Source organism: Nostoc sp., assembly GCF_036917195.1.
Lineage (GTDB): Bacteria > Cyanobacteriota > Cyanobacteriia > Cyanobacteriales > Nostocaceae > Nostoc.
Genome location: NZ_JBALDG010000068.1, coordinates 1 through 25767 on the forward strand (window position 1 = coordinate 1; position 25767 = coordinate 25767).

Here is a 25767-nt window from a genome sequence, read left to right on the forward strand (position 1 = left end):
TTATTTTGGCGAACTCATTTGTTATTTCGGCGAACTCATTTGTTATTTTGGCGAACTCATTTGTTATTTTGGCGAACTCATTTGTTATTTCGGCGAACTCATTTGTTATTTTGGCGAACTCATTTGTTATTTCGGCGAACTCATTTGTTATTTTGGCGAACTCATTTGTTATTTTGGCGAACTCATTTGTTATTTCGGCGTGTCCATAATGCACCCTACGAAACTACTAGAATTGAAACCTATGCTGGTCATACTTGTGTGTACACCCTAGCTTCTAAAAGGAGAGAGGAATGGAATCTTACTCCCCTTCCCTTGCAGGGAAGGGGCTGGGGGTTAGGTCTGTATGAGACTCAACTGAGAAGTGTTATATTCCCTATTCCCCACGAAACACAAATCAAGACCTTAATATAACGAACAACAAACAGACCAATAATAAACCTAATAGCAACAGCAAAGCCTGATTGCGTTTTACCCAACTTTTCACAGTTACTGCAAAACTGTTAGTGTAACGCTGCTGTTGCAAATCTAACTTTGTCTCTTCAATATTTTGGTAAAGGGTACACTCTTTAGCGTAGGGACGCTGAGGAAAATTGCAAGTATCATCAGTGTGATAGGTGCAGGTGTCGCACAGATACCCATCCCCAGTGGCGCGGTGCAATGGAATACCAGGATGACCGTAAGCTTTGAGTGTTGTGCGGCAATAGGGACAATTAATAGCTTGACTATCAATGAGTTGATGGCAGTGGGGACAAGATACAGTAGCCAAAACCTTTAGTGCAAATAGGTTGAGTAAACACTTTGATTCTAGCCATTTACAAGGGTAATGGGGAAATACATACGTAGCCTGTTAATTTTAAATATGGCTAGCTCTCAGAATTGGTAATTTTAACAGTAAAAGTATTAATTTTATGATGATTTTTTAGATTTTTCTAAGTGATTTCTATCACTCCAAATAATTAAGGCTATGTCATAATCGAGCAAATATAAACTTTTGTCCCACGTCCAATAATTATTTAGAGGTAGAAAAATATTGCCTTTTAATCCTGAGCTGTGCCGTAACGAAAGCGAAGTTGAAAGCAAACTTATAGTGCAATATTTGCTACCGCAGCTAGGTTATACTCCTGACACCTGGCATCAAGAGGTTGCCCTTGGTAGCATCCGCTTAGACTTCTTAGCATTTGCCGCACAAGTGATTCCCTTTGTCTTAGATGCCAACTCACCGCTGAGTGTCGTCATGGAGGCAAAACATCCCAAACAAAACTTAAATAATCACGTCCTGCGACTTAGGCATTATTTAACCAGCTTAAATGTCAGATATGGATTGTTGACTAATGGCAAAGAGATTAGAATTTATCAAAAATTGCAATCCGATATTCAACTACTATTTCAATGTTCTGGGAAGGACGTTGAGGCGAAATTAGATAATATTAAAGCTTTAATTGGTAGAGACACTTTTAAAGAAGGACAGTTAGTAGAGAAAACAGAACTTGAAATAAATGAAACTAATTCAAATTTTGAAACAAAGAGGAAACATTCAATGAAAACGATTGCAATTTACCACAATAAAGGCGGCGTTGGTAAGACTACTGTTGCAGTCAACCTTGCAGCAGCATTAAGTAAAAAAGGGAAACGGGTACTATTAATTGATATAGATTCCCAGGCAAATACTACTTTTGCTACAGGATTAATCAAATTTCAATTTGAAGAAGATGATAATTTAAGAGAGCGAAACGTATACCATTTATTAGAATCAGGAGATTTTAACTTTATTCCAGAAGTAGTGCGTACATCTGATTATTTCAACAATCCAGAAATTGATGTTATTCCTTCACATATCACATTGATTCAATATCAGGAGATACTGAATAAAATATTAGCTAGTAGGAGCAGGCTAGTAACAAAATTAAAAAAGGTAGAAAATAATTATGATATTGTAATTATTGATACTCCTCCATCTAGAGATTTGTATGCTGAAGTTGCACTGATTGCTACTGATTACCTGATAATCCCATCCGATTTGAAACCATTTGCTAACCAAGGTTTACCAACTGTCAAAAATTTTGTTAATCAAATTAATGAATCCAGAGAAATTATGGGTAAACCGCCCATTATATTAATGGGCGTTCTTGCTTCTAAAATATCAACAAATGCTAGATTTTTACAATACAATTTTCCTAAACAGAGAGAAGTAATTTCAGAGCGCTATCAACTGCCACTCATGGAAGCTGTAATTTATGACAGAACAGCATTATCAGAGTGTATGAATCAGACTATCTCAGTTGGAGATTTAGAATATCCTGACCCGAAGTCTGTTATTAAATTTGCCGAATTAAAAACTTCTGCTCAAATTTCTGCTGAAGAATTTAATGTATTAGCAGATGAAGTTATCCAAAAAATGGGAGTTTATTAATGATTAATTTTTCTTTGGTGGATGTGAAAAGTATTGCTTCTAATGAACCTCGTTCAAATTTTGCAGAAGCTGATTTAGAGAACCTTGCAGACATAATTATAGAAACAGGAGGAATTATCAGACCATTAGTTCTGAAAGTAACAGGAGTAGAAAGCTATACGGTAGTTGATGGACATTTTGAATATTATGCTGCTGTCAGGGCAAGAGAAAAAAATCCTCGACAAGGTGAAATGGTTAATGCTTGTGTCATTGCCCCAAAAGTAGAGGATTTAGTAGTAAAGCAAGTTGCATCTTTCAAAGGAATTGATTCTTCTAGTAAAACAGTAACATCAGAGCCTGAAACCAAAAAATTAGAACCACGTTTGGCAAATCTAGAATTACGTCTTGAGAAACAATTTAATGAATTTAAGTCAGAATTTATACAAGAAAGACAGAGAATAGATGGTCAGTTCAAGCAACTTGAAAACCTGATTCCCCAAAAGGGTGAACAGAGTAATCCACTTAGTTTATTAAACTCTTTGGATAAAGAAGAGTTATCTAGAAAGTTACAACGCTCTAGAATTCGTGGGGCTGAAAAACTTGCAAAAGACATATTTGATGCTCGACGCAAGAAACCAAAGCAAGAGTTTGAAGATTATCGTGATCTAATGAAATCTATCCAAGGATTAGGCGTGCAAACAATTTTGACTATTATTGATGAGTGGTCAAGAAGTTATTAGAATTGTAGGTTGGATTGAACGAAGTGGAACCCAAAAAATCGCGAAAAAAGTTGGGTTTCGTTCCTCAACCCAACCTACGCAGGTTAAGGTTTTGGCTCTAACTGAACCCTATTACAATATGTCAATGCTTAACCCCGCACCTGTCGCAGTGCATTAAACGCCTTACCTCGTAACCCAATTGGTAACAACGATAATCCTAAACCAGTCCAAGCTTTAGGAGTTGAAAAAGACTGTCCCGCCAAAACTAGCTCTCTGCCTTTTTGCGTTTCACCCTTTTCAATTAAACGCAAGCCTAATAATAATTGCGTTTCTGTTAAACGATTTTTCCTGATTATCTCTATTTTTTTAGACTCAAATTTATAACTTTCTAAATACTGCATTTTATCAAATAAATAAGGAATGGCTCGATTAATACCTTGCTGCTCTGCATGAGAGCGATATTCCATCAATAATTCTGGTAAGTAATAACCATTTTTTCCAGCCAAAGCCAGACGCACAAATAAATCATTATCCTCGCAATTTTGCAGATTTGGCTGCATATATCCTAATTCTTGCAAGGTTTTACGGCGAAATAATGTTGCCCCAATTTGAAAGCTTTGGTGAATAAATACAACTTCTAACAAATTATCTACAATACCTGCTGGTAAATTCTTCCTACCCCAGCGTTGAGAATTTTCTTGAGTTTTTGCCTCATCCCGCACATTGTTAATATCAATTATCCAATGGTCTGTACCAACAAAATCAATGCTAGAGTCTTGAGCAAGAATCGCTGCGGTGCTTGCAAGAAAATCGGGTGTTAACCGATCATCATCATCAAATTTAATAAAATATTCACCGCTGGCAGCATCAAAGCCAGAGCGCATATTATTACTTTTACCAATATTTTGCAGATGACGGATATATTTAATCCGGTGGTCTGTGTACTGTGACATCAACTCAGGTGTGCGATCGCTAGAACCGTCATCACAAACAATTAGCTCAAAGTCTTGCTCAGACTGATTCAGTACACTGTCAATTGCATAAGGAAGAAGATGAACACGATTAAAAGTAGGAATGCAAACAGTAATTTTAGGCATATTATATACTAATAACTGCAAAATCTAGAAACTTTAGATCAATTGCTAATTTAATGCATCGCCAATAAAGCTATATCCATTTTCAAAAATCCTTTTTATCTTGAAGTTACTGAGTAACGCAAATAATATTATCGTTACTTTCTAAGCTATTATTCCCAAATAATTAATAATATACACATCTTTAGATTTTATGCTGAGGTCAAAGAGGAAGTGATTTTGGTTATGGATGATACTAAACATTACTCGTTGTTTGTCTGCATTGGCAAAACCCGTGTTGTGGTATCGCTTCTGTCAAAAATACCCTGTGCGCTTGGGCATTCGATTAAAGTACATGGCAGTGTACCAGTAATGAGAATGTCTTAGATGCTGTCTAGAATGCGATAATATTTGGGGTTGCTAAAGCAGTAGTGGTTGTCTCTCAACAAATTAGCAATAATGCACAGAGCAAATAAAAATTTATTTCTGAACTTGTATCAGCCCACAGTTATTCACTGATAAATAAACAATATTTTTGATTTAAGTATAAAAGGAGTAAAAATGTCTGACATTGAAGACAAAAAAATAATTGCTCGACGGTGGATTGAACTCATTAGTGAGCATCGGATTGAAGATATCTGCGAGATGACTGCCCCAACTTGGAAAATGCACGGTGGTTTACCTGGGCTTCCCCCAGGGCCAGATGGAGTACGTAAACTCTTTGGTTCATTTGGGGCTATCGAGCAGAAATGGACAATTGAAGACGTAATTGCTGAAGGTGACAAAGTTGTGGTGCGTGCAACCAACACCTGCGCTCAGGAAAGTTTCTTTGGAATACCTAGTCATGGTCGAGAGCAGACGTTCACGGCTATGTTCATTCATTGGATTGTTGATGGCAAGATAATTGAAACCTGGCGAAACGCTGATGATCTCGGACGAGTTCTTCAGCTTGGGGCGCGGATTGAGCCAGGTACGTCTGGGCAATAACTTTACCTGCTTCCCAGTGAAGGGTATCCCCATAATCTTTGATTTGGCGGCGAGACGGCAGTCGCTTCTGCTAAGGGAGACGCTGCGCGAACAAGTCGGTACCGGACGCCAGTCACCAGATAAAGGAAACGGAAACCTGTCTTCTCCTAAGGGAGACGCTACGCGTAGCTTGCTTCCCCGTAGGGGTACAATGCTGCCTCCCCAACGCGCTGCCTCATGAATTTAGGGCTAAAAACGAAACGCCCCTTAACTAATGCTTGCTCCAAGCAAGTGAGGGAGAGGAGTAGTTGAGTTTTTAACGACTCAGAGCTTGCTTCTTAGAGTTGTCTATGATAGTTTGCTAACTAGCATAAAATACAGTAACCATATCAAGTTACCGGGTTTTATTGAACACTATTGTTGATCTAGTTGAAGGAGTCTGGAGTTAAGAGTATCTAGGTACTCTATTAAATATATGACAAGCAGGAAAGAGATTCCCAGCGATTGAGAAGTCGATGCCTGGGATAAACCTAAATTTTTCAATTCATCCAGAGCATTTGTGATCAATGAAACGCCTACTGCGATCGCTGTAAACAAAATCGCCAGCGTTAGGGATGAAATACGTAGATAGTCTGGCATGGAAGCCGCTAATTTAGCACTACAAATGCTCAACAGGCGTTGTCTCTTGTAAAACTGTATTGCACGTCTGGTATTAAGCACAAAAGTACGGTAAACCCAAGTATTTGCAGAGGGTAATCATATGCAGATTGGACTGTTCCACCAAATGTGGGCTACTCCTAATATTGAAGACCGGGAATTTTTTGCTCAGACGATCGCCGATGTGCAATTGGCTGAGACACTGGGTTTTGAATCCTGCTCTTTTGGAGAACATCATTTTATTAGAGAGCGGCCTTTTTATGGTCGATTACCAGTTCCGGAAGTGTTCATTGCTAGGCTAGCCGGGGAAACAACCCGAATTAAACTTGGCACAGCAATTAAAATTCTCACCTTAGAAAGTCCACTACGTTTTGCAGAATCTGTATCTTTATTGGATTTACTAACTAATGGTAGGGTAATGTTTGGGCTAGGTCATGGAAGTCCTGCTGATATGGAACATACTGGCTTCAGCCAAGAGGAAAAACATCAAATCTTCCGTCAGCAACTTCTGGAAGTACTAGACTACCTTTCACCCCAGCGACAAGGCTCCCAAATTACACCAGTACCCCGCCAAGGGTTAGGAAAATTGTTCTGGTTAGGGGTACGCGATCGCGAAACCATAGTCTTAGCTGCTAAACTTGGTCTGAATCTACTAGTCGGACAAGGGGAAGGAGCATCTGCTCAAAACATCTATAGCGATATCTATCGACAAGCAGGTGGTACTGGAGCATTGCGAGGGTTTAGGCTGGTGTACGTTGCCCAAACCGATGCCGAAGCTCAAAAGACAGTTGCCTCATCTGCCGAAATATTCTTCAGCGTCAGAGAAAAGTTACCAGCATACATAGAAGCACAACGTCAAGGACGTATCGCCCTAGGGCCGCCGAAAGACTTAGCAGATATGTTGAAGCGGATCAATTACATTGTAGGTTCCCCCGCAACTGTTGCTGCACAACTTAACGAGTATGTTGCAGCTACTCAGGTAGACCGCTTGGGGATCAAGATTCATCTGCCAGGACTGGCGAATGAGCATGTAAGGCAAACAATGAAGCTATTCGCCCAAGAGGTTGCCCCTAAGGTGCAGTTATCAAAACAACCACAGGCAGCCTAAGCAATTCAAAATTCAAAATAAATCCCACTATAGATAGCAGGCATCCTGGCTATTGACTTGATACTTTCATAAAGCCTGGGCAGCTGATCTTTAGTTTCCTGAACTTGGTAGTCAGGATAGCACCCTACAATGAATATACGTATGCAAACTATTCACAACCGTAAAGTCAAAGGTGGAGGCTAAACGTTGGCACAATTGCAAACACAACCTTTGGCTTTGTCAGGCTCTCAAAAAAATTGGGTCTTACTCGGTGTCGGACTTGGGATATTTATGTCTACCCTAGATCTCGGCATCATCAATGTTGCTTTACCCACATTGGTGCAAGCCTTTGATACCAGTTTCCCAACGACCCAATGGGCTGTATTGAGTTACCAGTTGGTCAGTTCCAGTTTAGTTTTGGGGGCAACGCGCCTGGGGGATATGTGGGGCAAAAAGTCCTTATATCAGGGGGGACTTGTTGTGTTCACTTTCAGTTCGCTATTATGTGGTTTTGCACCTGGTATTGAGTGGTTGATCGGCTTTCGGGCCCTTCAAGGACTAGGGGCTGTGTTCATTTCTGGGCTTGGTTTGGCAATCATCACAGAAGTTTTTCCCTCTTCCGAACGAGGTCGGGCTGTTGGCATCATCGGTAGTGTAGTGTCACTGGGAATTGCTTTTGGCCCTTCCGCTGGCGGATTGCTTCTAAGCTTGTCAGGCTGGCATAGTATATTCTTCATCAATGTACCGCTGGGGATCATAGCTAGTTTCTTAATAGCTAGGGTGGTGCCTCCTTCTGTACGCATTCAGGGCAAACAGAAATTTGACTTTTTTGGAGCCATATTGGCTTTATTGACTCTGGGTAGTTTTGGGCTGGGTATGACGCTAGGGCAAAGCCAGGGCTTTAGCAGTAGCAATGCATTGATATTATTAGCGATCGCCGCCGCGAGTTTTATGACTTTTTTGGTAGTTGAAGCGATCGTAGAGCAGCCACTATTAGAGCTAAACCTGTTTCGCAATCTTCAGTTGAGTATGGGTTTGCTAAGTGGCTGGCTAGCATTCACTGTTATTGGCGGTTCACTGCTGATCGTCCCTTTCTTTCTAGAAGGCGTCAAGCATTATCCGACGGTAAAAGTGGGGCTGCTATTAGCCGTGTCGCCTGTACTTAGTGGGTTAATTGCCCCATTAGCTGGAACACTTTCAGACCGCTTTGGCGGTCGAGTGATCAGTTCCATTGGGCTGGGGTTGATGATTGGCGGCTGTCTGGGGATCAGCACCTTTGATGCTCAAATAACTGAGTTAGGCTATGTGTCGCGCTATTTTATTTACGGCATTGGACTGGGTTTATTCCAATCACCCAACAACAGCACTGTCATGGGAGCAGTACCGAGGGAGCGGCTAGGGATTGCTTCTGGGCTGCTGTCTTTGTCACGTACCTTAGGGAACACAGTAGGAGTTTCTCTAATCGGGGCAGTATTTGGAGCGCTAATCGCTAGTATGTCTGCGGGTGCAGATGTCTCTGTTGCCCCTCCTGAGGCGATCGTTGCGGGGTTCCAAGGGACTTTTCGCTTTGCAGCCCTAATACTGTGTGGAGCAGCAGTTGCATCCGTTTTGAGGAGCAGGGGGCAGGGGGCAGGGGAAGCAGGGGGAGCAGGGGGAGCAGGGGAGGAATAATTAATGCCCAATGCCCAATGCCCAATGCCCAATACAACTCTTGGAGAGGCTGCGCCAACGGCTTACCTCGGCTTTGCTACTTCGACGCCGCTCAGTACAAGTCGGCACAAGTCGCCCAACTCTTGGAGAGGCTTCGCCCTAAGCGTAGCTATGCCGCAGGCTTTACGACTACGCTCAGGACAAGCTCAGTACAAGTGCCCAATGCAACTCTTGGAGAGGCTGCGCCAATGACGCCTCTGAGTACAAGTGCCCGATATCCAATGTCCAATATTCAATTATCAATTACTAAGGAGTTAAATAAATGACAGGTAAATTAGAGGGGAAAGTAGCAATTATTACTGGAGCTTCAGCGGGAATTGGAGAAGCAACTGCGATCGCTTTGGCTTCAGTTGGAGCAACAGTAGTACTCGCTGCTAGGCGTGGCGATCGCATTCAGGCATTGACAAAACGCATCGAAGCTAGTGGTGGCAAGGCATTGCCTATTGTCACAGATGTGACAGATGAAACCCAGGTAAATAACTTGGTGGCAAAGGCAAATGCACAATTGGGAAGGGTCGATATCCTCGTCAACAATGCAGGGATTGCCTTACTCGGCACTATTGAAGCTGGAAATAGCTCAGACTGGCGGCGATCGTTCGACCTCAATGTATTAGGACTGCTATATGCTACTCATGCTGTTTTGCCTCTATTGAAGGCGCAAAAATCCGGGCATATAGTCAACATCTCCTCAGTGGCTGGTCGGACAGCGCGGGCGGGTCTTGGTGTTTATAATGCTACCAAATGGGGTGTGAATGCCCTCTCCGAAGCATTGCGCCAAGAAGTCCACAAGGACAATATCCGTGTCACCATTATCGAACCAGGTTTGGTGGATACGGAAATTGATAACCAAATTACCGATCCCATTGCCAAACAACGCATCGAAGAACGACGCAAGGCAATTACACCTTTGCAAAGCGAAGACATTGCTGCTGCGATCGTTTACGCCGTCACCCAGCCATCGCGCGTTAATGTCAACGAAATCCTCATCCGACCAACGGGACAAGAACATTAAAGCTAAAGGGCAAGCACTTTTGCTTTTCACCCAATTAAATAAGAGTTCTATATTTTGATTCCTAGCTTTTTGAAGCAATAATTCTTACCTGCGTTGGCGGACTCTCAAAATAGCACCTGAAACACCGAAAGCTAATATAGCCACGGGATAATTTGGTTCAGAAACTGCAATAATGCTCACCCTGTTGATGGCGAAAGCCCTATTTGACTCAGAAGTGCTGAAAACGAGTCGCGAGATGTTAGCAGTTTTACTGCCAATTCCAAGGAACAATGCCAAATTGTCCAATGTTAGTGAAAAGTAGCACGATTAGTTACTAATGTAACTACTTTAACTGGTAACGGGAGGACTGCTATTAGAGTTGTAATTGCTAGTTTGGTGGCAATTGCTGGTAAATATTTGATTGAGAACTTTAATAATTGATTTGCCGCAAATGCCACAAAGCTTACTCCTTATATCGTGGATTGGTATCATCAAAATATTGCTGCCTGTAGTTAGGCTTACTCTTAATCCTACGGAAAAGGGAGTTATATGATAATTAATTTATCTTAAAGTTCTAGTGAAATTACTGAAAATTTACAGAAAAAGAAATAATCTACATTATGTCACTCAGTCGTAGCGACCTCGAAGCCGGAAATGAACAGGCAAGACTATTAGAAGCATCACACTCTGGAATAAAGCTAACTACCCTGAGTGAAGATGAATTACAGCGATCGCTCGATGAAACACTACAACAGCAACCAGCAAATTCTGATATCTGGATATTTGCCTACGGTTCGCTGATTTGGAATCCCCTAATCACATATGTCGAGCGCCGTGCTGGGATGATTTATGGTTGGCATCGGCGCTTCTGTACATGGATGATCCTCGGTTACGGGACTCCAGAGAATCCCGGATTACTCTTAGGACTTGATCGGGGCGGTAGTTGTCGTGGTATTGCTTATCGAATTGCTGCTGCCGATGTACCATCCGAATTACTGCTGATTTGGCGACGCGAGATGTTAGCTGGTGTCTACGTTGCTCGTTGGGTAAGGATGTTTGATGGTAAGCAAGAATTCAAAGCGATCGCCTTCGTTGCCAATCGTCAACATCCCAGGTACGCTGATCATATACCATTCACAACCACTGTTGATAGTATTGCCACCGCATCTGGAAAATTCGGTGACTGCGCTGATTATCTCATGAGAACTGTCGATGGATTAATCGCAGAAGGCATTAAAGATAGACAATTACTCTTATTACGCGAACAAGTGCTGGCAAAACAACAAGCGCTTTTAGTTAGTGGCGGCTCTACTCAAACTACTACTTCAGAATAACTGTTGTAAACCTCTAATTGAATAATTAAACCGATACTAGAAAAATCTAGATTTGAAATTATGGAAAAGAATTATCCTGGAAAAACAATCACTGAGTATTTCTGGAAAAAATGAGTTTGAGCAGCGATCGGCCATACTCAGGTGCAATGTTTGCTTCCCAAGCAGATTGTTTAATTCAGATAAATATGACAAAGTTTGCGATTTACTGAATGTAGGTGCGTTCGCCCTATGGAAAGGGGTGACATTTCAGCTTTGCTCGTACAGCTCAACAGAACAGAAGGAAGGTTAGCGAACATAGCGAATCCTTTAAATTACCGCGCTATCACCATCGACTGTGGACCTCGTGCAACCGTGATCGAGAAGTCAGTCTTCACTAGTTCTGTACGCTTGGGGTCAGCGAAATCACCTGTCAGTCTCCAGAAATCGACTGATCCGTTCGGCTTTGAGCGGTCAAAATGTGCAAAACACACCACAGCCAGAAAGCGACTCGTGTTGTCAAAGACAGCGGACTCAGGTAACATGCCGTCGAAGGGAAACTCTCCCACGCGATCAATGCTCCCGGTCTGCGGGTCCAGCCGGAGCAGAGAGACGGAGGAGAAGAAGCCTTGCTTGGGGTCATCCAATGGTTGCGCGCTGCGTTCCAGATTCGTCGTAGCGATCCAGTGTTGATTGGGGCTTATGGCTAAACCCTCTGGCATCACGCCAGTGTCTGCCCTCGAAACGAGAAGATGGTGCGGGGTACCATCCGCAGCTGTGCTTTGTTCAAGCCGAATACTGGAAACGGTTCCACGAATATCAGTACCGAGCAGCATTGCGTTTACGATGGCAAACCGACCATCAGGGGTAAAACGCACAAGGAAAGGAGCGATGTCGAGGTTGACGGGATCGCCCCAGCTTGAGAGCACTACGGTCTTTGAGGTCGCGTCTACCTGAACTAAGGACAGCCTCGGATGCTCGCTGTAGACCAACCCAAGGACATTTTTCTTTGGATGGAACTCCGCACTCACAAGGGCATCACCAGCCTCAGGACCAGGAATGCTTGGAAGGAAAGGCTCAGAGAGTTTCCCTTGTTGAAGACGATACATGGCCAGAAGCGGCTGCTTCCGTTGAGGCGTTTTCTTGAAGACGATGGCTACGAGTGTGCCGTCTGCGTTGACCGACACAGAGAGGGGACTATCGAACCCTTCGATCTTCTGAACCACTTTCGGGTGATCCGGGTCGGAAAGATCGACGACCGTGATTATGCGGCCAAGAGGAAGGTCACTCAGCTTGGCATCCGGCAGTTTGCTGGGACGTGGACCTTGGGTTTCGATCACGATGGCGTACCTGCCATCCGGTGTGAGGGTGATCGAAGAAGGGGGACCGATCACTGAATTTGTGACCTCCACCGTAATGGGTTTCATAGCAGGAGGGGACCGATCAAGCCGTATTACCGAGAGCTCGTCGGAACCGGCCATGGGACCAAGTTTCCCGTCGATATACGCAGAAGGGAGCATGTCCGTGTCCGAAGCCACAACGAGGTATCGACCTTGGAAGTCGAAAGCCGGCACAGCGATCTGGTTCTGAGCGCTTACTTGAGAATTGGGAACGCCCAGAAGTCCTGCACCCAATACGCAAAACCAAAGGTAGGACAAACGCATCTTAAATGAAGCACAAAATGTGATCATAACGGCAGAGTCGACAAAGCATGGCTTTCGGGGTTTAGGCTAATTTTTGTCTCTTGTATGATATAGCAATTCTAAATTCAAAAGTTTAAGAGGAGTCAGTCGCTGGAGAGAGTACGAGTCCTTAAGCATGAAGTCAATTAAATGCTGCTAACTGCCAGCTTGAACTTTTAGTTTTTATATTTTTAGCTGTATAGCTTGCTAATTCAGTGCTGCTGAGTCATTTTGTCATGGCTTAATTTAAACTCCTGTATTGATATTCATAGTTATAATTCGGGTTTACCGAACTGATAAATTCGAGTAAACCGTAATCTTTTTAACTGTCTAATTTGTGCGGTAATCATCATTTATTAGGTGAAAGAACCGAATTCATCAGCTTGTTATTTTTGAATATTATGGGAATTAAAGCAAGGAATTAAATCCTCAGTTAATTGAGCAAAAAACTACTACTGTTACAAGGGATAAATTAATATGCTAGTTCGTTACAACCCCTGGCAAGAATTGAACACTTTAGAACGTCACATCAACGGCTTATTTGGAGATACCAGAGTCCCCTCTACACGGGTTGAAAAAGGCTTTATCAGAGTTCCAGCTGCTGAGTTGCACGAAACTGCTGATGCAATTCATCTCAAGTTAGAACTGCCTGGACTAGAAGCTAAAGACCTAGATATTCAAGTCACCGAAGATGCTGTTCACATTAGCGGTGAGCGCAAGTCCCAAACTCAAACCGAAAACAATGGCACTACTAAGAGCGAATTCTACTATGGTAAATTCCAACGTGTAATTCCTCTATCTGCTCGAATTCAAAATACCAATGTTACTGCAGATTATAAAGACGGCATTTTGAATTTGACACTGCCCAAGTCCGAGCAAGAAAAGAACAAAGTTGTGAAGGTTAATCTAGAGCAACCTGCTGCCTAATGGTTTCTGATGAGACGACTCTACGGACAATAATTGATTGAGATAGCTAAGAGCTTGGTTATGAGATGACCAAGCTCTTTTTTTGTAATAATTGTTTGTGAGGGAGCGATGGCGTATCTGCTTGCCAACTCTTAGAGTAAGTTTGAAAATTGGGTCTTCCTCTCTACGAAATGCTTTTGCTTGGAACTGGAGGTAGAGTATGACGCTCAAAGAAATTCCAAATCATCTGAGTTGAGTCCAAACCCAGGTTTTTATTGAACTTGTTAATATTTTTATCATTAGAAGTACCACCGTACCAAAGATGTCCCCCATTAACTACAGCCAATTCTAAAACCTCGGAACCAGCACTACAACCGGAGTAGGAATAGGTTTTAACTCTATCGCTACTGCGAGCATTGTCAAGGGCAAATGTTACATCCTTTGCAGCATAGGTGGGACATTGGTTATGATCGCGCCAAAAATTTACTACTTTCGGAATCGAAACGAGCGCTCCTTTTTGAGTTTTTTCGTCACCCTGATAATGTACAGATTGGTCATTTGTGCCGTTAATCATCAACATTGACACAGGAAGAAGGGGTTGGCATGTTTGTTCAAGTCGCATTGGCAAAGAACCAGCAACAGAAGCAAAAGCAGCTATCTGATCAGATAGTTGACAAGTCAAAGCCTGAGTCAATATTCCACCTTTAGAAAAGCCAGTAGCGTAGATTCTACGCTTATCAATATTCCTAACTTGCTGTAGGTGATTAATTAAATTTTTCACAAAAGAGATATCATCAATCTTCCTTTTGCCCTTCTTTCTCAAGCTCCATGTATGGTCAATTCCATCAGGATAAACTACAATAAACCCTTTTTGTTCAGCTAATTCATTAAACCCTGAGACATTACTAATTGATCGCCCGCTACCATCGTCCCCATGAAATACTAAAACTAATGGCATAGGACGACTAGAAGAATAAGACTTTGGTGTATAAATATAGTAAGTACGCACAGAACCTTGCTCAGTTAATTCGCCATCACTAGCACCAAAAATAACTTTGGATTGCCGAGCAGTTATTTGCTGTGCTTGAATTGATTCGCAAGCTGTTACTAAACCAATTAAGGTAAAAAAAATAAATACTCGCTTCAACAACTGAAAACTTAGATGAATATTCACGATAAATAAAATTTGGTAAAAGTATAAGTATTTTGTTTTTCATGCTGTTATGAATAACAAAGTACATCTATTCACTTACTATTTACCTCATACAAATGGTTGAATAATCGCTCAATTACAACTAGTAAAACTCTAACTACAGATAGTAAAACTCTAACTACAGATATAATCCAGTACTCATGGTGGGTTGGGGTGGGTGCGACGCTCTCCCATTTTCCTCTCTCCAAGACGCTCAACGCGTTTGCTTGAATGAAGGGCGGTACATTCCGGTGGTTTGTCTTTAGTCTATCATCTGGGGTGTCGGGGGGAATAGAGGCGATCAAGTCGGTGGTTTTCATCCTCCCGAATATACGTATTTGGGTACATCTAAGGGTTAAGGGAATCAATAAAACAGGAATAACTATTAAAACATTAGCCTTTTTTCCTCTCTTGATTGGGGGGCGATCGCATCTATTTCACGAATAAATGCTTATACTTTGTCTCGTTCTTTGGGAAAACTCCTCAGTTAAGAGCAAACTTACAGCCATGACAAATTCAGATGCACTACCAGCAAGTGTACCTACTGTTAAGGAGGGCAAAGCATTACCAACAAGGGAAACCAATGTTCCCAAAAATAACCACGGCCATTTCAGTCGGAACCAAATACCAATGCCAATTAGTAGAACAAACAGATTAACTACAATCGTGATAATTGGCGGCCCGCTCAAGTTGGCAACATGATAGCGCAGGATTCCCGCAAACTCTATTGAAACTAGTTCCAGCCCTATATAGTGGGTGGCAACATCTATCGCTGTAAGTCCCAATGCAATTACCCAAGATAAAACCCGCACTACTCTATTAGCCCAACTAGCTCCAGCGCGGTGAGCAAGTTCAACACCAATCACAATGAATAGCGGTACAACTAAATAATGTAATAGAAAACGCAGCATACTGAGAGTTTTCAAAAGCTCTCCTTCACCAATTATACTTCCTATTGAAAGAATGAGATTGTCATAGCTAATGCTCAGTAGCACTATAGGCAATACAATCATTGCGAGGCTGGTTGATTGCTGCCACAAACGAATTGCCCAGCTTATTAACACCCATTCGAGCAAGGCAAGACTGAAATGTGTTACGGGATAAATTATTAACATAAGTAATGTATTCAGATAGCAGAATGTATTCCAAGCACAAATACTGACTGCATAAGCCGATAAGGCTAATTTGTGCCTGGAATATAAGTTAGAGCGACTTATTCACTAAACTTGTGGTTGTAATTCCAGTTAAAACTGGTGTCTAAAAATCATCTGATAAAACCACTTTTAACTTGGTGTTAAGTTTTGGTGCAAAACCACTTCCTTCAGCTACATAAGTAATCGCTCCTCCAGCTTCTAAAACAGCAGGCCCACCACAGGCTTTAATTAAATCAACACCGTTCTTCACCTGAATATCTTGACAACCAAATTCAAGTCCATTTGGGCCAGTAATTTTAATTTTATTAATTGTTCCAGTTTCACCAGCCGATAAAAAAAGTTTAGCAGAGCGAATAACTGTTTTATCTGGCAAAGGAGTTGTTGTTGTGTCGATGCTGAACTTTCCTTCAGTAATTGGCGCTTTTTCCGTGATAATTAAGGTAGCAAGGGTGCTTGGCGCTGCGATCGCCTCTGTAGAGAAACAGAAAACCAGAAATGATAGAGCAAATGCTAAAATCTTGGTCAAGCGCATAGACTTTTTGAGTGAATTCATAACCATTTTTTGTTGAACCTGTAATTTTTAATGCCAGCTAGAGAAAAGATTGCTTCCATCGCTGTACTTAAAAGCTACGATATCAACTAAAAAATGTATCTAATAGTACCCTCAAGGGTACTATTATAGAAACTTGAGCAAAACTGATCAAACAATAGCTGCCTCTGGAATCGCACCCTGCATTCTCCTAAAAGCATCAATCAAATTCTGCAATTGTTGATCTGCTTTAAAAACTCCTAAACCACGCACTGTAAACTTTACCAGGAGAATATACAAACCACGTCTTGAAATTCTCTGGTAAATTAGCCGCCAATAGATTGCAAGCGGGTTTTTTCATCGGTGTTTCTAAAACGACGTGCTGCTTGTTTTCTAGTTTAATCCGGCTAAATCCAAGTTTTTTCGCTAGCTGTTTGAGTTCCATGACTCGCAAAAATTGATTCGCCGACACTGGTAAACTACCATAGCGATCGCTCTCCATAGCCGAAGTAGTAGAGTTTGAGACAGTTATACAATAAAGGCAAAGACGTTGAGGTTGAACTAACCTAATGGGTATACCTGAAACAAACCCAAAGATGCCAATGCCTTCACCAAGCCTCTACGAAACTGATTTTTACGCTTGGACACAGGAACAAGCAACTTTACTTCGCAATGAGCAGTGGAGTCAGATTGATCTGCAAAATCTCATTGAGGAGATTCAATCTTTGGGTAAACAGCAACGTCAAGAACTGCGAAACCGTCTGAGTGTGTTGATTGGACATTTACTAAAATGGCACTACCAGTCAGGGCGTCGTAGCCGTAGCTGGTTAGCAACACTTCGTATTCAACGCTTAGATATTGCTGAACTGCTTGAAGACAATCCTAGCCTAAAACCTTACCTTGAAGAAGCACTTCGCAAAGCCTACCTTAAAGGTGTCGAATTAGCTGTTGGAGAAACAGATTTGCCCAAGCGGACTTTTCCGGTAGAGTGTCCCTATAGTTTGCCAGAGATTGTGGACTATGATTTCTACCCCGGTGAACCAAGCAAGTTAATGGATGAATCAGAGCAGTAATTTGAAATTAAAGTAAATCTTCTTCAGATAGCTGGGCTATTTTCATCAAGGCTTTCAAGGTTCCAACTTTCAAATCTTGATTGCGGTGAACAGGAATTGACAGGATTTTTTCCACTTCAAGGTTTTCATAAATATAATGACTGCCAGTAATTCTTTGTAAAACCCAACCTTTTTGTTCCACAATCTTACAAAGTTGCTTGCCAGAAATCGATTTCATACAGCAATTTCGACAACTTGATCTGTTGACTCAATTGCATTACGACTGTTGGCAACTTCAAGCCAACCTTCAATAGCATCTTTTAAATTAGCCATCACTTCTTCTATGGTGTCTCCTTCGGTAATACAACCGGGAAGCGCGGGAACCTCTGCCCAATAGCCGCCTTCTTCTGCTGAATGAATGATTGCTCTGATTTTCATAAACCTGTTGAGCTAGTTTTTGAGAATATACTAATAACCATAACTGTTTGCTTTTAACTGTGGCTACTCAAAATAATGTTTGTTGCTACAGTTCAAAGAACAGATGTTTCTGCGATCGCTCTCCATAGGCGAAGTAGTAAAGTTTGAGTAAAAGCAAGTGTTGAGTTGATTCAGGAAACCCAAACTACGTTAAAGGCGATTGCACTACTGCCTCAGTTACGCAGAGAATTGGATATTTCTTAAGAATGGGTTCTATACTGATATCTGTCAAATGTACAGTTAACCCAAGCATATAACCTGTTTCTGTAAAGCAATAAAGGGCTGTAAATGAGGCTGTATTGGCAGCTTGCCATAGTCCGATAGTACGACCAACACGTTTTAATTCTAAGTAAACCTTTTCATCATTTGTAATGAAGTTGAGGCAATTTGGTTCGCTTCCTTTGATAGTTACTATTCCAGATTCTAGTTCGATTTGTTTGCCTTCTAGAGTGAGCTTGTTACTGCGAATCGCTTCCCACCCAAAATGACTTATCATCACGGCAACTTTACACCCTTGCTTATATAGCTCATTTACTGTTTTTTGCTCGTTTTGGACACTTCGCTCAAGTTCAGCCCGAATATGGTATGGATATCCAGCGTCAGCAGCGTTGTAAGTTCCTGTATGTTCTTTTAAGAGTTTAAGACCAGCAGCCGGAAGAGGATTCCATAAATGAAGATTTGCAATATTAACCTTAGCTACAGATATTCCAGCTTCAGCTGCTTTAGCATACGCAAGATATGCAAGTGAATAGAGTTTTAACTCAGAAAACGCACGCCCTAGATTATTTGCAGCAGTTCCTTGAACATCAACCTGATCTGCACACTGAGCGAAATAAGTAAGCAAAGAAGACCATTTATTATCAAGAGCCAACTCTGTGAGAGCGTTGAGTATAATTGAAGAGTCAGCTTTATCGCTTAGACCAGTTAATAAAATAACTAGTTTCTCAAGAAAGTGAGGCTTTTGGTCAAGATTTTGCCACGTTTCTACAGCTTCATATCTAAGGTCTCTATCTTCACCCACCATTGCTTGTCGTAAGGTGTCAAGTGCTATCTCTTGCTCACCGATTTTGAATCTTTCCTCAGCTAAATAAAGAGTTGCTCGGTTAGAAAAGAAAGTAGCATTATTGGCTGTAGCTAGACGTAGGGCTTCTTCATAATAGGAGATAGAAGCGGCAACACGAGATTCAAATAAGCCAAGCCAAAGCTGGCAATGGTAAGTATTACGTAATTCAGGAGCTAGCGACTCTAGCTCCTTTAGAGGATTACGTTCATCCTGATCACTATTTAGCAACCTCGCAATTCTAATCTTTGCTTTATCTTCGCTGGTGGATGTAGTTTCTTCAAGCCGTTCAAACAGCGTGTTAGCTTTCTCTACTTCTCCACGTTGCAAAAGCTTAATTGCTTGAGATAGAGATGAAGACTCTTCTATGTTTTCTTCAACAATCTCTGATAGAGATGAAGACTCTTCTATGTTTTCTTCAATAATCTCTATTTTTTGATAAGCTTCAATTTGTTTAGAAAAAGCTTGATATCGTTGACTAAAACGTGTCTTAATATTACCACCGACCGCCTGAGCGACTGCAATTAAGAGATGCTTAACTTCTTCTCGATCAGATGCTCGCACTGTTTAATAATCAGCCATAGTACTAGCTAGCTCACTTGGGCTTGTACCAACTAGTAAGGGTGCATACAACTGATTGCGTCCCCAAGCAGCTCCAGCTTCAAAGAAAAGCCACTCACGTTCCTTGGATTGCTGAGTAATGATAGCAATAAATGCTCGTGAAGACTGGGCGGCTGCTTGTATCTGGGGTTTGTAACCGATGTTAGATGGGCGTAGACCACCTGCCCCAGCAACAAAAACGTGAGGTTGAGGTTCTATTGCTCCCTCAATCAGTTCTTTAAGAGCAACTGCAAGACCTTGATCGGGGCTATCACGATAGGAAATAAATACCTCAAATTCACTGGAAACCTTTTCAGTTTTGGAACTACTATTGCTTGACTGGCTTATTTGAACTACCGAGGATTGTAGAGATGCATGAACATTGTCTGACATAATTTTCTGATTCAATAATTGTTTTGAGCGGACAGCCTTGTAATAAGTTTTTTGAGCAGCAAGACCAAGTATAGCTTCCTGTTTTTTAAAAGCAATGTGGTTCACTTTAAAAAAGAAAATGAGGGGAGGTGTGAAATTTGCGATCACTCTCCACAACATAACTATTGTTTAACTATCAATCAATTTTGCAATTAGTTGATCTGTGCCGATACGTTAATAAACTATTCCAGCACATCTCATACCAATTCTTTATGAAGCTGCGCTAAATAAGGCTTCAAGAATAAAGTCGTAAGAAGTGAGAGAGGCAATCATCGAAGGTGTAATTTCTTTGAGGACATCAGTTAAGTTGTGCTGTAGTTGTGTAAGAGTTTTACAATTTTCCCATTGGAGTTGAGATTTGAGAAATTCCCAAAACCGCTCAATAGGGTTGAGTTCAGGAGAGTGAGGAGGTTGAAAAATCGGGATAATGTTATCTGGGATATCGAGAGCTTTAGCTTTGTGGAAAGATCCTTGGTCGAACTGGATAACCGCGATATCATCACCTCTTGTCAGCAGATAGCAACTCCAAAAAGTGTTGAAAACAATCAGCATTCAGGTAGGGGAACTCATAGAAAAAGCTGTATCCACTTAAGGGTTCTACAACTCCGTATAAATAAAAATTTTCACGTTGCCATTGGCTTAAACCCACAGGTTTAACTCCTCTAGCTGTAATCAAACGTCCTGCAATTGTCTTTAATCCTAAACGTGTTTCATCCTGGCATAAGTACCTCAATCGTTTCCCCGCTCCAAATTCCTCCTGCAAGAATTTGAATGCTAAAGGCAGTTTTTTTTAAAGTGAGATAGACTTTGTGGGTGTTGTTTGGTGCTTTGAGGACGAGGCACTTTTAACTTCGCACCCAAACGCTGGCGAACAATTTCATAGACTGTTTTGTAGGCAAGTGAAAGTCCTAATTCGCTCTTGAGCCATTGTTGAATTTGACCATAGCTAGTAAACCCAGATGGCTCCTGTAACCGCTGTTCCAAGCGTTCTAAGTCTGAACCAGTAATGCTCGGAGCTTTTCCAGGTGCATGTTTGACTTCAAGCAAGCCCCTTGTTCCTTGATCTTTATACTTCCTTACCCAACGAGTTATGGTTGCTTCATCACGTCCTAAACGTTCTGCAAGCGATCGCCTGCTGCTATCTTGACCACTCTTGAGCCAATAAAGCATTTGTAATCTTTCTTTACTGCTTGCCGTCGTGGCATATTTGACAGCTTTCTCCAATTCTTCTTGGCTTTCTGAAATCTCAATTTGGAATGGACGACTCATCACAAAGTTACTCAATGCACCCATCTATAAGTTTGACTTAGTTTGGCGCATCTTTATACAGAATTGGTATCAGAGAGGCAGCTTTGCAATTCGATCAACCCACTCCTCTGCACTGGATATCGCCCAAATCATCAGCAGTTCCTCGATCGCGACTTCAACTGGTAGTTTTTGGGAAACAATGATCACTCCTGCACTATGATTGGTGGTGATGAACTCGGCAAATTCTGATGGCATTGTTTTACGATCATGACTGACGAGAATACGTCCCTGCTGTGCTGCGATCGCCAATACTTCAGAATCTTTTACACCTTCTAATCCAGCAGCCAAGGCTGTTTGAAAGTCAATGGTGGGTTCTTGTCGCAGAACTCCCATGACGATCGCTTGATTCAAATCAGCATCGGCTTGGTAGCTAACATTCACGATTCTACCTGTTGTCTTGTTGCCTTGGCTGCCATAAGCTTGTTATACAAAGCAGGATCGGCGGTTTCTAGCGGTTGAGGCATAGTGTCAAATGCTGCTTCCTCAGCTTCTAGATAAGCATCAATATCAGCACGATTGGCTAGATAAAACGCGATCGCTCCATAAACTTGTTCAAGTGTCAGTAACGGAAAAGAATTAACAATGCTTTCAGGCGATAATCCTTTTTGGAAAGCATAGACGATCGAGTCCAGGGAAATCCGAGTTCCTGCAACCCAATAAGCATCTTGACGATATTCTACGTAAGATTTAGCTGTTACAACTGACATAAATTTCTTTTGACTCTTATTATTAGGTTAAACTACGGTTCAAACAACAGCCGCCTCTGGAATCGCACCCTGCATTCTTCCGAAAGCATCAATCAAATTCTGCAATTGTTGATCTGCTTTAAAAACTCCTAACCCGCGCACCGTCACTTTACCTGGAGAATACACAAAGCGCGTCTTGAGATTTTCTGGTAAATTCGCCGCCAATAAATTCCAAGCAGGTTCTTCCATCGGCGTTTCTAAAACTACGTGCTGCTTGTTTTCTGGTTTAATCCGGCTAAATCCAAGTTTTTTCGCTAGCTGTTTGAGTTCCATGACTCGCAAAAGCTGATTCGCCGACACTGGTAAATTACCATAGCGATCGCTCCACTCGGCAGCAATTTGCTTTAATTCTGATTTAGATTTCGCTGTCGCCACCGCCCGGTATGCACTCATCTTTTGATCTAAATCGGTAATATAATCTGCTGGGATAAACGCCGTCAGGTTGAGATCAATCTGGGTATCCTCCACTTTCGGAATTTCTTGGCCTCGGATTTCCCGAATTGCTTCTTCCAGCATTTCCATATACAAATCAAAACCGATGGCATCCATTTGACCGGATTGTTCTGCACCTAGCAAGTTACCTACACCCCTGATTTCCATGTCGCGCATCGCCAGTTGATACCCAGAACCTAACTGAGTAAATTCCTGAATTGCTCGTAATCGTTGCCGGGCCGCATCAGATAACGTCCGCTGCTTCGGATAAAATAACCAAGCATGAGCTTGGATACCTGCACGTCCCACACGACCGCGTAATTGATACAGCTGTGCCAATCCAAAACGGTGAGCATCTTCAATCAAAATAGTGTTTACTCGCGGAATATCTAAGCCAGATTCAATAATTGTCGTACAAACGAGGATGTCTGCATCGCCATTACTGAAGGTGAGCATGGTTGACTCTAACTCGCTTTCATCCATTTGACCGTGAGCGATCGCAAACCTAGCCCCCGGTATCACTTCTCGTAAATTGGCTGTTGTCTCTTCAATTCCGTCCACACGTGGAACTACATAAAATACCTGTCCACCTCTGTCTAATTCTTGACGAATTGCTGTACGGATACTTTCAGAATTAATCGGTGACAGATGGGTTTTAATCGGGCGTCTGGTTGGGGGTGGCGTGGTAATCAAACTCATTTCCCGAATTCCCGACAAGGACATATACAAAGTCCGGGGAATGGGAGTGGCTGAGAGGGTAAGCACGTCCACCTGAGTTTTCAGGCTTTTAATTTTCTCTTTTTGGTTCACCCCAAACCGCTGTTCTTCATCCACCACCAACAGTCCTAAATCGCGGAATATCACGCCTTTACCTAAAAGTTGGTGCGTACCAATTACTACATCTAATTCACCCGTTGCCAATCGCTTTTGAATATCGCGGCGTTCTTCAGCGGAACGAAAGCGGTTGAGTAAGCCAACATTTACCGGGTAGGGAGCAAAACGTTCTTTTAGTGTATGGTAATGCTGCTGTGTTAAAATAGTCGTTGGCGCAAGGAGTGCCACTTGTTTACCGGCGATGACTGCTTTGAAAATAGCACGAATCGCCACTTCCGTTTTCCCGAAACCGACATCGCCACAAACTAAGCGATCCATTGGGCGATCGCTTTCCATGTCGCGTTTCACATCTTGGACAGCTTTGAGTTGATCCGTTGTGGGTTGGTAGGGGAAGGAATCTTCTAATTCTTCCTGCCAAGGCATATCGCCTGGAAAGCTAAAACCTTGTTGTTGCGATCGCGCTGCATACAGTTTCAACAAGTCCACCGCCAACTTTTTAATCGCTTTGCGGACTTTATTCTTGGTATTTTCCCAAGCTTTACCAGTCATCCTGTTGAGTTCCGGTGCTTTATCACCTGCGGCGCGGAACCGGGATAGAGCACCTACTTGATCGGCTGCGACTCTGAGTAACCCGTCAGCATATTGCACCACTAAATAATCACGGGTTTCGTTATTAATCGTCAAACTTTCCAGCTTGACAAATTTGCCAACACCATGATTTCTGTGAACCACATAATCGCCTGGACGCAGTTTATTGGGATCAACTTGTTTAGAAGTAGCTTTATGGCGCTTGCGGATATAGCCGGGAGTTGCCAAGGAATGCTGCCCAAAAAATTCCCGATCTGTAACGATTACTAATCGGTATGTAGGCAGGATAAAACCTTCTAGTTCGGCAAGACCAGAATATTTTAGGGCTATGGGAGTATGGTTAATTTGGAGCTTATCTATCGCTTGGTAGTCACGGGGATTCGGGATAAACTGAGCCGGACAGTCATGTTCTTGCAATAGTGAGACAGAACGCGAAGGTTGAGCAGAAAGCAGCCAGATAGAGAAATTGCGATCGCGTTCTTGACGGATTGTTTCAGCTAGTTTAGCAAACTGGTGCGGCGTGACTGGAATAGAGCGACTGGCAAGATTAATTCCACTATTTTCCTCTGAGAGTTCCGATAAATATAATGTTTTAAATTTGGCAACGTCAGCCAGACACTGATCAAAAGACCGATGAATTTTCGGCAATGTTGGGGGACTAGATTCTTCCCCATGCGCCATTATCCACTGTTCCTCAGCATTTTCCACCCAGCGATCACTATGAGCATGACACTGTTCTGGCTCATCAATGGCAATCAAGGTATTTTCTGCTAAGTAGTTTAGCACAGATGCTGGTTGCTCGAAAGCTAACCCCAAAAAGCGACGACTACCCTCCAAGAGTGATGAGTTCTGAGTACTAAGTTCTGATTCAGAATTTAACTCATAACTCCTAACTCCTAACTCAGAACTATTCTTGAGTGCCGCCATCACCACGGGAGCAAAGCTAGTAGGGGTAAGAATTAACCGATTAACTTTGTCTAGGGCGGAACGTTGAGTTGCAGGGTCAAATTCCCGCATTTGCTCGATTTCATCGCCAAACCATTCCAGCCGGACTGGAAACTCAGATGAAACTGGAAACACATCAACAATATCGCCCCGTCGGCTCCACTGTCCTTCTGTTTCCACCAAAGGGACTCGTTCGTACCCTAGAATAGTTATTTTCTCACTGAAGGCATTCAAGTCTAATTCCATCCCCCGCTTCAGGGTAAGACAGAATTGCCTAAAAGCTTCTGGCGGTGGTAAGTGGGGTTGTAGCGCCCCTTGAGTAGCCACAATCGCCATCTTGGGTAATTGTGAGGGATTGGGAATCTGGTTTTCTTCCCCATGCCCCATACTCAAATCTGCCAGTACCTGCATTTGTCCCCAACTCATTTCAGTTTCCGGGTCAAAAGGTTCGTAGGGAGAAGCCTCGGAGGTGGGGTAAAAATGTACTGTTTGCCATCCCATTGCCTCAAGTTGCGCGTAAACGCGTCCAGCTTCTTCCAGAGTGGCGCAAACTACAAATAAATCCTTGCCCGTAGCCCGCGCTAATGCCGAAGCCACCAGAGCCTTGGGCAGCCTGGGAATGCCATTTAACCGCAATTCTTGTTGTCGGTTTAGTTTAGAAATAAATTCAGTGGTGAGCGGCGATCGCGCTAAGGCACGCACAATAGAAGAAAATGACATAAGTACTACTTGCGGTGGGAGTCTTTGTGGGTCAGAAAATCTTGAAGCAGTTTATGTCAACTATTTTAAAAGTGTTAACAGTCTTCTTATTCTTTGGGTGGAAGAATAATGCAGAGCGACTAATAGACTTAAGAACTATAACTACTACTTTGTGTACAGTCAAAGCATTTATAGATGCACCTTTAATCCTAGATACTAAAAATTGAGC

27 protein-coding genes and 1 pseudogene are annotated in these 25767 nt (G+C 42.3%); 9 read left to right on the plus strand and 19 right to left on the minus strand.

Features of this window, described 5'->3' with window-relative positions; genetic code table 11:
• A partial coding sequence (locus V7K40_RS22320; RefSeq protein ID WP_334963553.1) for a hypothetical protein occupies positions 1–214 on the minus strand: 214 nt, incomplete at its 3' end.
• A 180-nt stretch (positions 215–394) separates the two neighbouring features.
• Positions 395–766, minus strand: coding sequence for a zinc ribbon domain-containing protein (locus V7K40_RS22325; RefSeq protein ID WP_334963555.1), 372 nt, complete (start codon positions 764–766; stop codon positions 395–397).
• 264 nt (positions 767–1030) lie between these two features.
• On the opposite strand from V7K40_RS22325, the gene V7K40_RS22330 reads away from it, so the two are divergent.
• Both V7K40_RS22330 and V7K40_RS22335 read left to right on the plus strand, forming a co-directional pair.
• Positions 1031–2410, plus strand: a complete 1380-nt coding sequence (locus V7K40_RS22330) for an AAA family ATPase (protein ID WP_334963557.1) — start codon at positions 1031–1033, stop codon at positions 2408–2410.
• Positions 2410–3129, plus strand: coding sequence for a chromosome partitioning protein ParB (locus V7K40_RS22335; RefSeq protein ID WP_334963559.1), 720 nt, complete (start codon positions 2410–2412; stop codon positions 3127–3129). The genes V7K40_RS22330 and V7K40_RS22335 overlap by 1 nt, the downstream gene beginning before the upstream one ends.
• 128 nt (positions 3130–3257) lie before the next feature.
• On the opposite strand, the gene V7K40_RS22340 is transcribed toward V7K40_RS22335, so the two are convergent.
• Positions 3258–4205: a glycosyltransferase family 2 protein gene (locus V7K40_RS22340; RefSeq protein WP_334963561.1), complete on the minus strand. Its 948-nt coding sequence runs from the start codon at positions 4203–4205 to the stop codon at positions 3258–3260.
• 537 nt (positions 4206–4742) lie between these two features.
• On the opposite strand from V7K40_RS22340, the gene V7K40_RS22345 reads away from it, so the two are divergent.
• Positions 4743–5168, plus strand: a complete 426-nt coding sequence (locus V7K40_RS22345) for a nuclear transport factor 2 family protein (protein WP_298917397.1) — start codon at positions 4743–4745, stop codon at positions 5166–5168.
• 393 nt (positions 5169–5561) lie between these two features.
• Here V7K40_RS22345 and V7K40_RS22350 read toward each other — a convergent pair whose 3' ends face one another.
• Positions 5562–5786 carry a hypothetical protein gene (locus V7K40_RS22350; RefSeq protein ID WP_334963564.1) on the minus strand — a complete coding sequence of 75 codons (225 nt, stop codon included), beginning with the start codon at positions 5784–5786 and terminating at the stop codon, positions 5562–5564.
• A 121-nt stretch (positions 5787–5907) separates the two neighbouring features.
• Between V7K40_RS22350 and V7K40_RS22355 the strand changes: the two genes are divergently transcribed.
• The 4 genes from V7K40_RS22355 (at position 5908) to V7K40_RS22370 (ending at position 10926) form a co-directional block, all read left to right on the plus strand.
• The gene (locus V7K40_RS22355; RefSeq protein ID WP_334963566.1) at positions 5908–6912 is read left to right on the plus strand and encodes an LLM class flavin-dependent oxidoreductase; all 1005 of its coding nucleotides are present in this window, start codon (positions 5908–5910) and stop codon (positions 6910–6912) included.
• 216 nt (positions 6913–7128) lie between these two features.
• Positions 7129–8562 (plus strand): MFS transporter, encoded by a 1434-nt coding sequence (locus V7K40_RS22360; RefSeq protein ID WP_334963737.1) that lies wholly within the window; start codon positions 7129–7131, stop codon positions 8560–8562.
• 301 nt (positions 8563–8863) lie between these two features.
• Positions 8864–9613, plus strand: a complete 750-nt coding sequence (locus V7K40_RS22365; protein ID WP_334963568.1) for an SDR family NAD(P)-dependent oxidoreductase — start codon at positions 8864–8866, stop codon at positions 9611–9613.
• A gap of 599 nt (positions 9614–10212) precedes the next feature.
• The gene (locus V7K40_RS22370) at positions 10213–10926 is read left to right on the plus strand and encodes a gamma-glutamylcyclotransferase (protein WP_334963570.1); all 714 of its coding nucleotides are present in this window, start codon (positions 10213–10215) and stop codon (positions 10924–10926) included.
• Between the two features lie 311 nt (positions 10927–11237).
• Here the strand turns inward: V7K40_RS22370 and V7K40_RS22375 are convergent, their stop codons facing one another.
• Positions 11238–12329: a hypothetical protein gene (locus tag V7K40_RS22375; RefSeq protein ID WP_334963573.1), complete on the minus strand. Its 1092-nt coding sequence runs from the start codon at positions 12327–12329 to the stop codon at positions 11238–11240.
• A gap of 732 nt (positions 12330–13061) precedes the next feature.
• Between V7K40_RS22375 and V7K40_RS22380 the strand changes: the two genes are divergently transcribed.
• Complete coding sequence (locus V7K40_RS22380) at positions 13062–13511, plus strand: Hsp20/alpha crystallin family protein (RefSeq protein ID WP_334963575.1); 450 nt, start codon at positions 13062–13064, stop codon at positions 13509–13511.
• A gap of 163 nt (positions 13512–13674) precedes the next feature.
• Here V7K40_RS22380 and V7K40_RS22385 read toward each other — a convergent pair whose 3' ends face one another.
• The 5 genes and pseudogenes from V7K40_RS22385 to V7K40_RS22405 form a co-directional block, all read right to left on the minus strand.
• On the minus strand, positions 13675–14664 hold the full coding sequence (locus tag V7K40_RS22385; protein ID WP_334963577.1) for a PHB depolymerase family esterase: 990 nt from the start codon (positions 14662–14664) through the stop codon (positions 13675–13677).
• A gap of 71 nt (positions 14665–14735) precedes the next feature.
• Positions 14736–15002: a hypothetical protein gene (locus V7K40_RS22390; RefSeq protein WP_334963579.1), complete on the minus strand. Its 267-nt coding sequence runs from the start codon at positions 15000–15002 to the stop codon at positions 14736–14738.
• Positions 15003–15119: 117 nt separating this feature from the next.
• Positions 15120–15797: a hypothetical protein gene (locus tag V7K40_RS22395; RefSeq protein WP_334963581.1), complete on the minus strand. Its 678-nt coding sequence runs from the start codon at positions 15795–15797 to the stop codon at positions 15120–15122.
• A gap of 142 nt (positions 15798–15939) precedes the next feature.
• Positions 15940–16389 carry a hypothetical protein gene (locus V7K40_RS22400; RefSeq protein WP_334963583.1) on the minus strand — a complete coding sequence of 150 codons (450 nt, stop codon included), beginning with the start codon at positions 16387–16389 and terminating at the stop codon, positions 15940–15942.
• Positions 16390–16536: 147 nt separating this feature from the next.
• Positions 16537–16861, minus strand: a pseudogene (locus tag V7K40_RS22405) (TRCF domain-containing protein); the annotation flags it as partial.
• 106 nt (positions 16862–16967) lie between these two features.
• Here V7K40_RS22405 and V7K40_RS22410 point away from each other — a divergent pair.
• Positions 16968–17438, plus strand: coding sequence for a DUF29 domain-containing protein (locus V7K40_RS22410; protein WP_334963585.1), 471 nt, complete (start codon positions 16968–16970; stop codon positions 17436–17438).
• 7 nt (positions 17439–17445) lie between these two features.
• Here the strand turns inward: V7K40_RS22410 and V7K40_RS22415 are convergent, their stop codons facing one another.
• From V7K40_RS22415 to mfd, 9 genes are all read right to left on the minus strand, one after another.
• Positions 17446–17655, minus strand: a complete 210-nt coding sequence (locus tag V7K40_RS22415; protein ID WP_334963587.1) for a type II toxin-antitoxin system HicA family toxin — start codon at positions 17653–17655, stop codon at positions 17446–17448.
• On the minus strand, positions 17652–17855 hold the full coding sequence (locus tag V7K40_RS22420) for a type II toxin-antitoxin system HicB family antitoxin (RefSeq protein ID WP_334963589.1): 204 nt from the start codon (positions 17853–17855) through the stop codon (positions 17652–17654). Before V7K40_RS22420 ends, V7K40_RS22415 begins: the two co-directional genes overlap by 4 nt.
• Before the next feature lie 184 nt (positions 17856–18039).
• Positions 18040–19518, minus strand: a complete 1479-nt coding sequence (locus V7K40_RS22425) for a hypothetical protein (RefSeq protein WP_334963591.1) — start codon at positions 19516–19518, stop codon at positions 18040–18042.
• A gap of 3 nt (positions 19519–19521) precedes the next feature.
• Positions 19522–19947, minus strand: coding sequence for a hypothetical protein (locus V7K40_RS22430; RefSeq protein ID WP_334963593.1), 426 nt, complete (start codon positions 19945–19947; stop codon positions 19522–19524).
• Positions 19948–20196: 249 nt separating this feature from the next.
• On the minus strand, positions 20197–20538 hold the full coding sequence (locus V7K40_RS22435) for a transposase (RefSeq protein WP_334963595.1): 342 nt from the start codon (positions 20536–20538) through the stop codon (positions 20197–20199).
• A gap of 222 nt (positions 20539–20760) precedes the next feature.
• Positions 20761–21255, minus strand: a complete 495-nt coding sequence (locus V7K40_RS22440; RefSeq protein ID WP_334963597.1) for a helix-turn-helix domain-containing protein — start codon at positions 21253–21255, stop codon at positions 20761–20763.
• A 69-nt stretch (positions 21256–21324) separates the two neighbouring features.
• On the minus strand, positions 21325–21675 hold the full coding sequence (locus V7K40_RS22445; RefSeq protein WP_334963599.1) for a DUF5615 family PIN-like protein: 351 nt from the start codon (positions 21673–21675) through the stop codon (positions 21325–21327).
• Positions 21672–22001, minus strand: coding sequence for a DUF433 domain-containing protein (locus V7K40_RS22450; RefSeq protein ID WP_334963601.1), 330 nt, complete (start codon positions 21999–22001; stop codon positions 21672–21674). The genes V7K40_RS22445 and V7K40_RS22450 overlap by 4 nt, the downstream gene beginning before the upstream one ends.
• 39 nt (positions 22002–22040) lie before the next feature.
• Complete coding sequence (gene mfd / locus V7K40_RS22455) at positions 22041–25559, minus strand: transcription-repair coupling factor (RefSeq protein WP_334963602.1); 3519 nt, start codon at positions 25557–25559, stop codon at positions 22041–22043.
• Positions 25560–25767: the final 208 nt, after the last annotated feature.

Coding starts and splice junctions, on each gene's coding strand:
- V7K40_RS22440 (WP_334963597.1), bottom strand. CDS start 21,255: ATGAGTCGTCCATTCCAAATTGAGATTTCAGAAAGCCAAGAAGAATTG.
- V7K40_RS22400 (WP_334963583.1), bottom strand. CDS start 16,389: ATGAATTCACTCAAAAAGTCTATGCGCTTGACCAAGATTTTAGCATTT.
- V7K40_RS22335 (WP_334963559.1), top strand. CDS start 2,410: ATGATTAATTTTTCTTTGGTGGATGTGAAAAGTATTGCTTCTAATGAA.
- V7K40_RS22355 (WP_334963566.1), top strand. CDS start 5,908: ATGCAGATTGGACTGTTCCACCAAATGTGGGCTACTCCTAATATTGAA.
- V7K40_RS22420 (WP_334963589.1), bottom strand. CDS start 17,855: ATGAAAATCAGAGCAATCATTCATTCAGCAGAAGAAGGCGGCTATTGG.
- V7K40_RS22395 (WP_334963581.1), bottom strand. CDS start 15,797: ATGTTAATAATTTATCCCGTAACACATTTCAGTCTTGCCTTGCTCGAA.
- V7K40_RS22415 (WP_334963587.1), bottom strand. CDS start 17,655: ATGAAATCGATTTCTGGCAAGCAACTTTGTAAGATTGTGGAACAAAAA.
- V7K40_RS22380 (WP_334963575.1), top strand. CDS start 13,062: ATGCTAGTTCGTTACAACCCCTGGCAAGAATTGAACACTTTAGAACGT.
- V7K40_RS22350 (WP_334963564.1), bottom strand. CDS start 5,786: ATGCCAGACTATCTACGTATTTCATCCCTAACGCTGGCGATTTTGTTT.
- V7K40_RS22435 (WP_334963595.1), bottom strand. CDS start 20,538: ATGCTGATTGTTTTCAACACTTTTTGGAGTTGCTATCTGCTGACAAGA.
- mfd (WP_334963602.1), bottom strand. CDS start 25,559: ATGTCATTTTCTTCTATTGTGCGTGCCTTAGCGCGATCGCCGCTCACC.
- V7K40_RS22370 (WP_334963570.1), top strand. CDS start 10,213: ATGTCACTCAGTCGTAGCGACCTCGAAGCCGGAAATGAACAGGCAAGA.
- V7K40_RS22410 (WP_334963585.1), top strand. CDS start 16,968: ATGCCTTCACCAAGCCTCTACGAAACTGATTTTTACGCTTGGACACAG.
- V7K40_RS22340 (WP_334963561.1), bottom strand. CDS start 4,205: ATGCCTAAAATTACTGTTTGCATTCCTACTTTTAATCGTGTTCATCTT.
- V7K40_RS22430 (WP_334963593.1), bottom strand. CDS start 19,947: ATGTCAGACAATGTTCATGCATCTCTACAATCCTCGGTAGTTCAAATA.
- V7K40_RS22345 (WP_298917397.1), top strand. CDS start 4,743: ATGTCTGACATTGAAGACAAAAAAATAATTGCTCGACGGTGGATTGAA.
- V7K40_RS22365 (WP_334963568.1), top strand. CDS start 8,864: ATGACAGGTAAATTAGAGGGGAAAGTAGCAATTATTACTGGAGCTTCA.
- V7K40_RS22390 (WP_334963579.1), bottom strand. CDS start 15,002: ATGAAAACCACCGACTTGATCGCCTCTATTCCCCCCGACACCCCAGAT.
- V7K40_RS22450 (WP_334963601.1), bottom strand. CDS start 22,001: ATGTCAGTTGTAACAGCTAAATCTTACGTAGAATATCGTCAAGATGCT.
- V7K40_RS22375 (WP_334963573.1), bottom strand. CDS start 12,329: ATGAAACCCATTACGGTGGAGGTCACAAATTCAGTGATCGGTCCCCCT.